General features: G+C 59.8%; 13 protein-coding genes. 3 read left to right on the top strand and 10 right to left on the bottom strand.

The features are described from left to right. Nucleotides 1–18: 18 nt before the first annotated feature. From bamA to WBQ96_RS23020, 10 genes are all read right to left on the bottom strand, one after another. Nucleotides 19–2,394, bottom strand: a complete 2,376-nt coding sequence (bamA, locus tag WBQ96_RS23065; protein ID WP_336552634.1) for an outer membrane protein assembly factor BamA — start codon at nt 2,392–2,394, stop codon at nt 19–21. A 220-nt stretch (nt 2,395–2,614) separates the two neighbouring features. Next, the gene (rseP, locus tag WBQ96_RS23060) at nt 2,615–3,754 is read right to left on the bottom strand and encodes an RIP metalloprotease RseP (RefSeq protein WP_336552633.1); all 1,140 of its coding nucleotides are present in this window, start codon (nt 3,752–3,754) and stop codon (nt 2,615–2,617) included. Nucleotides 3,755–3,873: 119 nt separating this feature from the next. After that, a complete protein-coding gene (locus WBQ96_RS23055) occupies nt 3,874–4,686 on the bottom strand; it encodes a phosphatidate cytidylyltransferase (protein ID WP_336552631.1) in 813 nt (270 codons plus the stop codon). An 11-nt stretch (nt 4,687–4,697) separates the two neighbouring features. Further along, complete coding sequence (locus WBQ96_RS23050; RefSeq protein WP_442920853.1) at nt 4,698–5,417, bottom strand: isoprenyl transferase; 720 nt, start codon at nt 5,415–5,417, stop codon at nt 4,698–4,700. 38 nt (nt 5,418–5,455) lie between these two features. Next, on the bottom strand, nt 5,456–6,016 hold the full coding sequence (frr, locus tag WBQ96_RS23045) for a ribosome recycling factor (protein ID WP_336552627.1): 561 nt from the start codon (nt 6,014–6,016) through the stop codon (nt 5,456–5,458). Between the two features lie 46 nt (nt 6,017–6,062). Continuing rightward, on the bottom strand, nt 6,063–6,785 hold the full coding sequence (gene pyrH / locus WBQ96_RS23040) for a UMP kinase (protein ID WP_336552625.1): 723 nt from the start codon (nt 6,783–6,785) through the stop codon (nt 6,063–6,065). A gap of 146 nt (nt 6,786–6,931) precedes the next feature. Beyond that, nucleotides 6,932–7,855, bottom strand: a complete 924-nt coding sequence (gene tsf / locus WBQ96_RS23035) for a translation elongation factor Ts (protein WP_336552623.1) — start codon at nt 7,853–7,855, stop codon at nt 6,932–6,934. Nucleotides 7,856–7,977: 122 nt separating this feature from the next. Further along, entirely contained in the window at nt 7,978–8,772 is a 795-nt protein-coding gene (rpsB, locus tag WBQ96_RS23030) for a 30S ribosomal protein S2 (protein ID WP_091916797.1), read from the bottom strand. A gap of 214 nt (nt 8,773–8,986) precedes the next feature. Next, entirely contained in the window at nt 8,987–9,301 is a 315-nt protein-coding gene (locus WBQ96_RS23025; protein WP_336552621.1) for a DUF4031 domain-containing protein, read from the bottom strand. Nucleotides 9,302–9,314: 13 nt separating this feature from the next. Further along, the gene (locus WBQ96_RS23020; RefSeq protein ID WP_336552619.1) at nt 9,315–10,151 is read right to left on the bottom strand and encodes a cell envelope integrity EipB family protein; all 837 of its coding nucleotides are present in this window, start codon (nt 10,149–10,151) and stop codon (nt 9,315–9,317) included. A 138-nt stretch (nt 10,152–10,289) separates the two neighbouring features. Here WBQ96_RS23020 and WBQ96_RS23015 point away from each other — a divergent pair, with 138 nt between their 5' ends. From WBQ96_RS23015 to WBQ96_RS23005, 3 genes are read left to right on the top strand one after another with little or no spacing between them, the layout of a single operon-like run. Continuing rightward, nucleotides 10,290–10,754 carry a RidA family protein gene (locus tag WBQ96_RS23015; protein ID WP_336552617.1) on the top strand — a complete coding sequence of 155 codons (465 nt, stop codon included), beginning with the start codon at nt 10,290–10,292 and terminating at the stop codon, nt 10,752–10,754. Continuing rightward, nucleotides 10,754–11,497, top strand: coding sequence for a glycerophosphodiester phosphodiesterase (locus WBQ96_RS23010; protein ID WP_336552764.1), 744 nt, complete (start codon nt 10,754–10,756; stop codon nt 11,495–11,497). The genes WBQ96_RS23015 and WBQ96_RS23010 overlap by 1 nt, the downstream gene beginning before the upstream one ends. Before the next feature lie 47 nt (nt 11,498–11,544). Next, the gene (locus WBQ96_RS23005; RefSeq protein ID WP_165114120.1) at nt 11,545–12,768 is read left to right on the top strand and encodes a GNAT family N-acetyltransferase; all 1,224 of its coding nucleotides are present in this window, start codon (nt 11,545–11,547) and stop codon (nt 12,766–12,768) included.

Genomic DNA, 12,768 nt, shown 5'->3' with positions numbered 1-12,768 from the left:
AAGTGTCGGCCCGCTTGATCAGAAGCGGGACGAGATACCGAAGCTGAAGTTCTGGACGTCGTCATTGTCTTGCTTGACGACCGGAACTGCGTAGTTGACGCGAAGCGGTCCGAACGGCGAAGCCCAGATAAGACCGGCACCGACCGAAGCGCGCCACTCCATGTCCTTACCGGCCACGGTAACACCCGCAGCATCGATTTTGCTGCCATAAAGCGTCGCAGCGTCAGCGAATACGGCACCGCGCAGACCGAAGCTTTCAGGAATGACCGGCACTGGGAACTGCGCTTCAAGAGAGGCGTTGAAATAGGTAGTGCCGCCGAGATGATCCCCTGTCCGCTCATCGTACGGGCCGAAACCGTCATATTCAAAGCCACGAATCATGCGCTCGCTGCCCTTGAAATGATCGAATATACGCAGGCCATCATCTCCGTAGCCCGCAATATGGCCACCGCCGACGCTAGCCAAGCCCACGATATCCATCTCTTCCGAAAGGGTCTGGTAATAGGAACCACGCCCCGTCAGCTTGACGAACTTGGCATCGCCACCAAGACCTGCAACCTCCGTCGTGAAGGTCGCGTAGAGACCCGCATGCGGGTTCTTCATATCGTCAATGGTGTTGTAGAGAATTGTTCCCGAAACCGAAGACTTGTTCCAAGGACTTTCCTCAATGCCTTCTTGAATGGCGTTGGAGATATCATCGCAATCATTCTTGGTCGGATCGTACTCGCCGTCCGTCAAGCAACGGTCACGATAGTTATATTTTTCCTGCGTGAAGTTGTACGCAAGCTGCGTCGACAGAGCTTCCGTAATCGGCAGGCCGAAACGAATGGTCGCGCCGTTCGCCTCGCTCTCATACTTGTCGTAGGTTCGCGTCTGCCGGAAGATATCGAAACCAGCGGCGATGCGACGACCGAGGAAGTAGGGCTCGGTGAAGGAGACCATGAAGTCGCGCGACTTGCTGCCGCCACCGGCAGACACCTTGATGTACTGGCCGCGGCCGAGGAAGTTGCGCTCAGTGATAGAGCCTTCAACCGACGGACCAGGCGTTTCGCCTCCCGACGTATAGCCCGCACCGATCGAGAACTCGCCGGTCGACTTTTCAACGACATCGACGACGAGAACCACCTGATCGGGCTCAGCTCCCGGTGCCGTCGAGATTTCGACGGTTTCAAAGTAGTTGAGCGCTTCCAAACGCTTCTTCGCGCGCTGGATGAGAACCTGGTTGAAGGCATCGCCTTCGCTGACGTCGAACTCGCGACGGATGACATAGTCACGGGTACGCGCATTGCCGCGGATTTCGATGCGCTCGACATAAGTCTTCGCACCCTGATCGACGGTGTAGACCACCGAGATCGTGTGGTTTTCGAAGTTACGGTCGCCGCGCGGCGTAACCTGAGCAAAGGCATAACCCTTGCCCGCCACGTCTTCAGTCACGGCAATGATGGAATCTTCGACATTCTTGGCGCTGTAGACGGCGCCCTGCCTGGTCTTGAGCTGCGACTGGAGCTCGGCCGTATCGACCTCGGGGATAGAGCTTTCGACCGAAACGTCGCCGAAGGTGTATTTTTCGCCTTCCTCAACCGTGATGTTCACGGTGTAGGTGTTGGAGGCTTCATCCAGTTCGCCAGCGGCCGACACAACGCGGAAATCTGCATACCCGCGGTTGTAATAGAAGCGGCGCAGAGCTTCCTCGTCCGCCCGGAGACGCTGATCATCATAGACGTCGTCGCGCATCAGGAAGGACAGGATGGTCGACTTCTTGGTCGAGATGACGTCGGCAAGGCGACGGCTGCTGAATGCGCTGTTGCCGATAAAGTTGATCGCCGCAATCTTGGTGCGGTCGCCTTCCTTGATATCGAAGACGACGTTGACGCGATTCTCGCCGAGATCCATGACCTGCGTGCCGACCACAACGTCGTTGCGGCCGATGCGGCGGTAGGATTCGCGAATCGCCTCGGCATCCGCCTCCATAGTCTGTGTCGAGAACGTGCCGCGCGGCTTCAACTGAACCGTACCGGAAAGCTGCGCGTCCTTGATCTTCTTGTTGCCCTGGAACAGGACCTGATTGACGACCTGCAACTCGCTGACCTGCACCACCAGTGTGGAGCCTGCCTGATTGATGCGGACATCGGAGAAAAGGCCAGTTGCGAAAAGGCGCTTCACCGCCTCGTCGAGGTCGGCATTGGAAAATGCCTTGCCGGGACGGATCTGCACATAGTCGCGGATCGTCTGGGCTTCGACACGCTGATTGCCCCGCACGTCGATGCTGCTGATGACCGCCGCAGAAGCGACGGACACGGTGGCGAACTGCGCAACCACAGCCGCCGGCACTGCCAGCGACGCGGACAAAGCCACCGCAGACGCGGCGTTTAGAAAACTCGATGCTGCCTTCATAGGGCTATATAACCTTTTTCTCGAAGTCCCCACGGCGAGAAAAACCGGACGTGCGGCTAATTTCCCATACCGTATTAACCGGATTTTCCTTACACGCAAGGCTTCTGGTTAATTTGCGTTTACTTAGCCATTCAGCGTGACATTCGCGTCACTCATATCGCTATTGATGGTAAACGCCGTCTCAATACCGCCCGTCATCGGGGCAAATTTCTTCATGATTTCAGCATCCAAAGAGATCGTTCCAGAATACGAACGCCATGAAGCCCAAAACAAGCAGCATACCGAGTCGGTAGAAGGCCTCCATCACCCGCTCCGACACCGGCCGTCGGATGACCGCCTCAACTCCATAGAAAAGCAGATGCCCGCCGTCCAGTGGCGGAATCGGCAAAAGATTGAGAAAACCGATTCCGACCGACAAAAGCGCCACGAGTTGCACCAGCCACTCGAAGCCGAGCTTCGCCGCCTTGCCGGCCATGTCGGCGATTTTCACCGGCCCGCCGAGTTGGCACTTGTCCTCACGCCCCACGACGAAGCGCTGAAAGAACTGACCGGTTCGCGCGATGATGTTGCCGGTCTCGTAGACCGCCTCCAGCAAGGCGCCTGGCGGGCTGTAGCTGATTACGCGCGGCTGCCCCACCTGCTCGTTATTGACCACGCCGATGACGCCGACCTTAACGTTGTTTCCCAGCGCGTCCTTCTGTTCCATGACTTCCGGCGTGGCATTGACGGTGACTTCCTTGCCATCGCGCAGCATCACGAACTCGATCGCGTCGCCGGTGCGCCCCGAAACCAGGCGCTGGACATCCGCAAAGGTTTCCACGCGCGTGCCGCCGACCCTGACGAAACGATCACCCGGCAGGATGCCCGCTCTTGCGGCCGGACTGTCGGGACGCACCTCGGCGACCATCGGCTCGGCCACGAAGCGGCCGTAGACGGAAAACATCACGGTAAAGACGGCAATCGTCAGCAGGAAATTGAACGCCGGGCCGGCAAAGACGGTCAGAGCGCGCTTCCATATCGGCTGCGTGTGGAAGGCTACCTTGCGCTCTTCGTCGGAGAGATTGGCCGTCTCGGTAGAATCAGGCTCGCTGGTAACATTCATGTCGCCGACGAATTTGACGTATCCGCCGAGCGGTATGGCCGACAACTTCCAGCGCGTGCCGTGACGATCGTTGAAGCCGAAGAGTTCCGGTCCGAAGCCGATGGAAAAGGCCTGCACGCCTATGCCGCACCAGCGGCCGACCAGATAATGCCCCATCTCGTGGACGAACACGACAACGGTCAGTACGAACAGGAACGGGATGATGGTGCCGACGAGCAGGCTGTTCACGCCGAACACCGCAGGAAGTATCTCGCTCAAACCATGCCCCCAATGCCCTCAACAAGATTCGGCGAAGCCCGCGCCGTGAATGTGTGACGTGAATCCGGGCGAATCCAAGGCATTATGCCGAGCGAAGATCGCAGCGCGGCTTTTTCGCCTCAGGCCGGAAACAGACTGCTGGCCGGATGATCCGCGCCACCGAGAAGTGCGCCGATGACGTACAGGGCAAAGGCAGCCGCGACAAGCCCGTCGACACGGTCCATCACGCCGCCATGTCCGGGAATAAGGTTACTCGAGTCCTTCACCCCATGGCGCCGCTTGACCCATGATTCGAACAGGTCACCGATCTGCGAGGCGACAGAGAGCAAAAACACCACGGGAGTGAGCGTCAACAAATTGCCACCGGCAAAGAAAGCCACCGCAAGTCCGGCGATCATGCCGCAAACGGTTCCACCGATAGCTCCGCTCCAGGTCTTTCCCGGCGAAATGGACGGCGCCAGCTTGGGTCCGCCGATAGCGCGCCCGACGAAGTAGGCGAAGATGTCGGTGGCCCAAACGGTTGCGAACAAAAACAGGATCGCCATGAGGCCGGACCTGTCTGCATCGCGCAGGAAAGCGAGCGAAATACCCGATAGGGCTGCGTAGGCAAGGCCGATCGTGGTCCATGTACCCTGCCCCCGGATTAGCCCCGTGAGGGCAGAGGCGACGACAGCGCATGCCAGGACGGCAAACACTATCGCGGCCGGGAAACCGACCACGAGCGCAATCAGTGCGGCAGCTAACAGGATCGCCGAAAGCGCCTGATACGCAGGATTGGCAGATGTGCGGGACATTGCGCACCACTCATAGAAGACTGCGGCGGCAATCGCTGCCGACAATATCCGAAACGGCAAGCCACCCAGCCACGCCAGGAGCAGCACTGCCGCAGCCATGACGATGCCGGAGATCACCCGTAACTGGAGATTGCTCATAGCGCCGCCGCTCAAGATGCGACGCCTCGCGCGTCCAGGCCGCCGAATCGACGCTCACGCGCCGCATACTGGCGAAGCGCTTCAGCCAGGTGCTCCCGGGTGAAATCCGGCCAGTAGCAAGGCTCGAAAACAAATTCGCTGTAGGCAGCCTGCCAGAGCAGGAAATTGGAAAGGCGCATTTCGCCGCTGGTTCGAATCACGAGGTCCGGATCCGGAATATCATTGGTATCCAAGGCTTTGGCGACGGTTTCGGATGTGATTTCGGCGAGTGCAATCTTGCCGGCCAGTGCATCCGCGGCAATCTTGCGGGCTGCGCGGACGATTTCGTCGCGACCGCCATAGTTGAAGGCGATGACCAGATTGATGGCGCGGTTGTTTGCCGTGAGCGATTCGGCCTCATCGAGCAAAGCAGCGATATCCGGCTGGAGATCGGCGCGCTCGCCAACGATGCGGACACGCACGCCATTCTGGTGCAACTCGGCAAGATCGCGTCGGATGAACAGCTTCAGAAGCCCCATCAGGTCGCTGACTTCCGATTTCGGGCGCGACCAGTTCTCGGAGGAGAAGGCATAAACCGTCAGCCATGAGATGCCGAGATCGGCAGCATTGCGCACGGTGCGGCGCAACGCCTCGACGCCCGCCTTGTGCCCGGCAAGGCGTGGCAAGCCCCGCGCCTTGGCCCAGCGGCCATTTCCATCCATGATGATCGCGACATGCGCGGGCGTTGTCATCGGTTCGCTTTCGGGCCGCCGGCTATGCCGTGCGCGCCTCAAACATGCATAATCTCGGCTTCTTTTCCTGTCAGCAGGCTATCGACCATGCTGATCGTATCGTCAGTCAGCTTCTGAACCTTGTCGGACTGCACACGCGAGTCATCCTCGCTGATATCGCCGTCCTTCTGGGCTTTCTTGAGATGGTCCATGCCGTCGCGGCGCACATGGCGCACGGCCACGCGGGCATTTTCGGCATAGTTATGCGCGATCTTGACCAGTTCCTTGCGGCGCTGCTCATTGAGTTCCGGCAGGGGAATGCGCAAGGTCGTGCCGTCCACGATCGGATTGAAACCAAGATTGGATTCACGAATGGCGCGGTCGACAGCGCCGACCATCGACTTGTCCCACACGGACACCGAGATCATGCGCGGCTCCGGCACCGAAACAGTGGCGACCTGCGTGAGGGGCATCGCCGTGCCGTAAGCCTGGACCTGGATCGGATCGAGAAGATTGCTCGACGCGCGGCCGGTCCTCAGCGAGGCCAGATCGTGCTTGAAGGCGTTGATCGCGCCGTCCATGCGCCGCTGGATGTCGTTGAAATCTGCCCCGTTGCTCATCTTTTCTTCTCCTTGACCTCTGGATTACAAGGTCAGTCCTTGCAGTTTATATGTCGTCGACGACCGTGCAGCGGCCACCGCCCTTGAGAATTTCGCCGAAACCGCCCTGCTCGTGTATCGAGTAGACGATTATCGGGATGTTGTTTTCGCGCGCAAGCGCAATTGCGGCCGTATCCATGATCGAAAGCCCGCGCTTGATGACTTCGTCATGGGTTATGCGATCGAAACGCGTCGCGGTAGGGTCTTTCTTGGGATCGGCCGAGTAGACACCGTCGACCTGCGTTCCCTTGAACAGCGCATCGGCGCCAATCTCGGCGGCACGCAGGGCGGCGGCCGAATCAGTAGTGAAGAACGGGTTGCCGGTGCCGCCGGCGAAAATCACGACCTTGCCTTCGTTCATGTAGGCAGTCGCCTGGCGCTGCGAGAAGCTTTCGCAGAGCTCCGGCATGGCGATGGCCGAAAGTACCACCGCTTCGACGCCGAGCTTGACCAGGGAGGTGCGCAGCGCCAGCGAATTGATGACGGTCGCCAGCATGCCCATATGGTCGCCTGTGACCCTGTCGCCACCCTTCGAAGCAACTGCAACGCCGCGGAAGATATTGCCGCCGCCGATGACCACGGCCACCTCGACGCCAAGCGCCCTCGCCTCGGCAATGTCGGAAGCGATACGGTCGACCACGGACACATCGATGCCGAAATGCTGCTCGCCCATCAGCGCCTCGCCCGACGCTTTCAGCAAGACACGTCGATACAAGGGTTTTGCCGTCATATTTTCCTCATCATGTCTGGTGTGGTCACGGCATTCCAAGCGAGACACGACGTTCACGCTTCCTCCGGAAGGTGGCGATACACGAAGGGCACCGCGTTGTCACGCGATGCCCTGTTCATAACGCTATAGAAGAGTTTGAAGCGGCGTTACTTTTTAACCGCAGCAGCAACTTCGGCTGCGAAGTCCGTCTCTTCCTTCTCGATGCCTTCGCCGAGGGCGAAGCGCAGGAAGCCGGTGATCTTGGCCGGAGCGCCGATTTCCTTCTCGGCAGCCTTCAGCGCTGCCTCGACCGTCAGGTCGGGGTTGAGCACGAAAGCCTGCTTCAGAAGAACGACTTCCTCGTAGAACTTGCGCATGCGGCCTTCGATCATCTTCTCGATGACGTTCTCCGGCTTGCCCGATTCGCGGGCCTGCTCGGTGAAGATCGCCTTTTCGCGGGCAACGGCGGCCGGATCAACCTGCTCGGCGGTCAGCGCCAGCGGATTGATCGCGGCAACATGCATGGCAACCTGCTTGCCGAAAGCGCGGGCAGCATCGGCATTGCCGGTCGTCTCGACAGCAACGAGCACGCCGAGCTTGCCGAGATTGTCGGCAACAGCGTTGTGAACGTAAGTCGCGACAGCACCCGACGAAACCGACAGCTTGGCCGAACGGCGGAACGAGAGGTTTTCACCGATCGTGCCGACAGCGTCCTTGATCGCGTCGACGACGGACTTGTCAGAACCCGGATAAATAGCAGCAGCGACCGCCTCGGTCTCGCCGCCGACTTCGAGCGCGACCTTGGCGACGTTGCGGACGATCTCCTGGAAACCTTCGGCGCGGGCGACGAAATCGGTCTCGGAGTTCACTTCGACGACGACAGCGCTGGTCGCATTGCCGGCAACGGCGATCAGGCCTTCAGCGGCAGTGCGCCCGGCCTTCTTGTCGGCCTTGGCGATGCCCTTGGCGCGCAGCCAGTCAACGGCAGCTTCCATATCGCCATTGGTCTCGGCGAGAGCCGCCTTACAATCCATCATGCCCGCGCCGGTCATGTCGCGGAGCTGTTTAACCTGTGCAGCTGAAATGCTCATTTTTGCCTCTTTGTTCGAAATGCGCGGGCGCACCATCGAACAATCGATGATGCGCCTGACGCCAGCGCGACAATCCACGCCAAATTTCAGAAAAATGAAGGCCGGGACCGGCCTTCGCGGTATTAAGCCTCGGGCGCGGAGCCTTCGGGGGCTGCAGCAGGCGTCTCGTCGAGAGCCGGCTCGACCGGAGCTTCGATCGCAGCGCCGACGTCGACACCGAGAGCGCCCTGCTGGCGAGCGATGCCGTCGATGGCAGCCTTGGCGATTAGGTCGCAATAAAGCTGGATGGCGCGTGCCGCGTCGTCATTGCCCGGGATCGGGAAATCGATCTTGTCCGGATCGCAGTTCGAATCGAGAACCGCAACAACCGGGATGCCGAGACGCTTGGCTTCCAGGATGGCGATCGCTTCCTTGTTGGTGTCGATCACGAACATCAGGTCAGGCGTCGAGCCCATGTCCTTGATGCCGCCGAGAGCCTTGTTGAGCTTCTCGCGTTCACGATCAAGGTTCAGGCGTTCCTTCTTGGTGAAGCCCTGGGCTTCGCCGGCCAGCATTTCGTCGAGCTTGCGCAGACGCTGGATCGAGTTCGAGATCGTCTTCCAGTTGGTCAGCATGCCGCCGAGCCAACGCGAGTTGACGTAGTACTGGGCCGAACGCTGTGCGGCATCGGCAACGATGTCCGAAGCCTGGCGCTTGGTGCCGACGAACAGAACGCGGCCGCCCTTGGCGACGGTGTCGGACACCTGCTTGAGCGCCTGGTGGAGCAGCGGAACCGTCTGCGACAGGTCGATAACGTGGATGTTGTTGCGAGCGCCGTAGATGTAGGGCGCCATCTTCGGGTTCCAGCGGTGGGTCTGGTGGCCGAAGTGAATGCCAGCTTCCAAAAGCTGGCGCATGCTGAAATCAGGCAGAGCCATTCTTAGTTTCCTTTCCGGTTAGCCTCCACGGACAAACTGACGATCTTCCGGCCTTGTTCGAAAAGTCTCATGACTTTCGCGTTCGGGCCGTAAAACGCCACCGGAGGTTTCAGCCGGATTTCTCCCGGGCAGACACCAAAGTCCGTGTGTGGAATGAGCGCGCATATAGAGGGTGAAGCCTGGAAAAGCAAGCGCGCATGGTTTGATACGCGCTTCAGGCTACCTTGGCGACCGGTAAAGGGCGAACCTGCGCCGGGATTTTCTTGCCCGCGTGAACCTTAACGCGCCTGAAAACCGTGACGATTTCCTCGCGGCTGCAGGCAACCGCTCCGAGCCTCAGAGCACGGTCACGCTCGAAGGCGGTGATGTCATAGTGAGGCGCGGTGGTTTTCGGCGGCCCCTGATAGGACGAGCGATGCAGGCCGAGCTGCGCTGCAAAGCGATGAAGCTCAGTCATGTCATCCGCCATCAGATGGCACCAGCGGCGGCCCGCCCAATGCCAGATCGCATCGTCGACATAGACCGCCATCAGCCGAATACGCCTACTTGTCGCATTTCTGCGTGGGAGCCGGAAACAGCGACAGGTTGACCAGCTTGCCGGTCATCGAAAACTCGCCATAGTCCATCATCAGATCGCGGGTCAGGCCATTTTCGTGCAGCTTGAAGCTGATTCGATATTCCGGCACTTCCTCGCCGCCACCGGCTGCCTGATCATCAAAATAGGCGATCTCGACCGGCCAGTACTTGTCTTTGCCGAGCGTCTTGAGTGCTGGCAGTTCCGGGTCGCTCTTGTCCGCATCCGACTCTGTCTTCTTGCCGACGATGACGGTGGTCGTCATCACCTTGTCGGCGTCTTCAGAACCGTCGAACAAATTGGTCTCGTAAAACGTCTCGCCGCTGCTGGCCTTCTTGATCAGTTCTTCCAGGTGCTGGGTCGGAAACTGCGTGGCCGACAGTTCGAGATCGCTCTTTTCGGGTTTGTCGATGGCGACCTTGAGCCCGTCATCCTCGCGCGTGGCGGTGCCCTTCACTTCCTTGTCGAGGTTCTGGTCGACGAAGGATTTCGTGACGAAGCTGAAGGTCTTGCCCTCCGGGTCCTCGAAAGTCGTCGTCTGCTGGTCGGTGACACGGGAGTTGTCGCCTGAGTCGATCTGCGTGACGAAACGGAATTTGACCGTATAGCCTTCGCAGGGTGAACCGTTGAACTCATAGACCATGCGGCCGGCAAGACTGGTTATGCCGGAGCGATCGGAAGCCTTGTCGAGGACGAGATCATAGACCGCGCGATGCGGCGCCAGAGGTGTTGCGGCAAAGGCGGGCACGGCAAGCAGCGCCGACGGTGAAACAAGGGCAAGCAAGGCAAGGCGCAATGCGCGCATGAAGACGCTCCGATCGGCGCGGTCCGAATTGGCCGCAGGAAAGATGGTCACTTTAAAAAAAGTCGTGGCGGAAGCGAGGCAAAAATAGCAGTTTGCGCGCGACAACCGAATTCCACCATTAAGACATAGGGAATGACGATGGGCGAAACAATCGAAAACCGGCTCAAGGATCTGGGCGTCTACCTGCCGCAGGCTGCAGCCCCTGCCGCAAACTACGTGCCCTTCATGCAGAGCGGCAAGCTCGTCTTCACCGCCGGCCAGTTGCCGCTGAAGGACGGCAAGCTCGTCGCTACCGGCCTGCTCGGCCGCGATCTTGATACGGCAGCCGGCAAGGAAGCGGCAAAGCTGTGCGCCATCAACATCCTGGCACAGGCCAAAGCGGCAACCGGCGATCTCGACAGGGTCAAGCGGCTGGTGAAGATCACCGTCTTCGTCGCTTCGTCGCCGGACTTCACCGAGCAGCACCTCGTCGCCAACGGCGCATCCGATTTTCTGGTCGCAGCCCTTGGCGATGCAGGCAAGCATGCGCGCTCGGCGGTCGGCGTGGCGGTATTGCCGCTGAATGCCGCCGTCGAGATCGAAGCCATCATCGAAGTCGCCTGATAGCGAGCAGAGCCATGACCGACATTTCCTGGCTGACCGCCCGTCCGATCGCCCATCGCGGCTACCATGACCAGAACAAGAGCGTGTGGGAAAATACGCTGTCGGCCTTTGGCCGCGCTGTCGACAAGGGCTTTGCCATAGAATGCGACGTGCATCTGTCGTCGGACGGCGTGCCGGTGATTTTTCACGATCAGGGCCTGGAACGCCTGACCGGCACGGACGGCTTCATTTGGCAGCGGACGGCCGGCGAGTTGGCAGCACTGCGGGTCGGCGGCACCGCCGATCACGTCCCCACCCTTAGGGAATTGCTCGACCTCGTCGATGGGCGCGTGCCGCTGGTCGTTGAACTGAAGGGCATTCCCGGACGTGATGACGGGCTGGTGAAGCGCGTGTGCGACATGCTGCATGGCTACAAAGGCAAGGCGGCGATCATGTCGTTCGACCACTGGCTGATCCGCCAGTTTCCGGCGCATGCGAAGAAAATCCCGACCGGCCTGACCGCCTATGGCACGAAGAACCACGAGGTCGAGCCGCATTTCTCGATGCTCACCTACGGCATTTCCTTCACCTCCTACAGCGTGACGGAACTGCCCAACCGCTTTGTCGATTTCGTACGGGAAAAGCTCGATATGCCGGTCATCACATGGACCGTTCGGGACCAGGCGATGGTGGAGCATACCTTCGCCCATGCCGACCAGATGACCTTCGAAGGCTTCGATCCCGACGCCAATCTTACATCGTGAGCCAAAATCCTCTTGCACTGCAAAAACGGCGACGTATCTAAAGCTTCATGGACAGCGAAAGCGACGGGCAGGGAAAGCAGGCGGATGGCCAATACGTCATCCGCACCGTCGACAGTATCAACGCTTTTTCCCGTGACGAATGGGACAGGTTTTCCGGCGCCTCGCGCTGCGTATCCGAAAGACCGTACAACCCGTTCGTTTCATTCGATTTCCTGAACATTCTCGAAGAATCAGGCTGTGTCTCGCGTCGCGCCGGCTGGCAGCCGCACCATCTGCGGCTCGAGGCGCCAGACGGCGCGGTTCTCGGCGCGGTCCCATGCTACGTGAAATCGCACAGCCAGGGCGAATATGTCTTCGATCATGGCTGGGCCGACGCGTACGAGCGCGCGGGCGGGCAATACTACCCCAAACTGCAGGCTTCGGTGCCGTTCACGCCGGCGACAGGACCGCGATTGCTTGCTGCGCAAGGAGTGAATGCCAATGCGGCAAGAGCCGCCCTCGCCTCTGGGCTGAAGCTGCTGACGGACCGACTTGGCGTTTCCTCTACTCATGTCACCTTCGCCGAGCAGGATGACATGACCGCGCTCGAAAGCGCCGGTTTTCTTGCCCGCACCGACCAGCAATTTCATTTTTTCAATGAAGGCTTCTCGAACTACGACGATTTTCTCGCCACCCTCGCCTCACGCAAGCGCAAGGCGATGAAGAAGGAACGCCGCGAGGCAGTTGCGAACGACATTTCGATCGACTGGCTGACCGGCAGCGATCTCACCGAGCGCGCCTGGGACGACTTTTTTGCCTTCTACATGGATACAGGTAGCCGAAAATGGGGCCGGCCCTATCTCAATCGGAAATTCTTCTCGCTGATCGGCGAGCGCATGCGCGACGACGTGCTGCTGGTGATGGCCAAGCGCAACGGCCGCTACATCGCTGGCGCCATTAACTTCATCGGCTCCGACACGCTATTCGGGCGCAACTGGGGTTGCATCGAGGACCATCCCTTTCTGCATTTCGAGGTCTGCTACCATCAGGCGATCGACTTCGCGATTGAGAAGGGCCTGAAGGTGGTTGAAGCCGGCGCGCAGGGCGAGCACAAGCTGGCGCGCGGCTATCGGCCGGTGACGACCCATTCGGCCCACTACATCTCCCACCCTGGCCTGAGGAACGCGGTTGCCGAATATCTGGAGCGCGAACGCCGCGAAGTCGAGCGCATGAGCGAATATCTCGAAGAGCATGGACCTTTCCGCAAGACCGACAACGATCCCGCGCCTTGA

Source organism: Mesorhizobium sp. CCNWLY176, assembly GCF_037153935.1.
Lineage (GTDB): Bacteria > Pseudomonadota > Alphaproteobacteria > Rhizobiales > Rhizobiaceae > Mesorhizobium_M > Mesorhizobium_M zhangyense.
The sequence above is the reverse complement of the archived record's forward strand: the minus strand, read 5'-3'. Positions and strand labels throughout refer to the sequence as shown.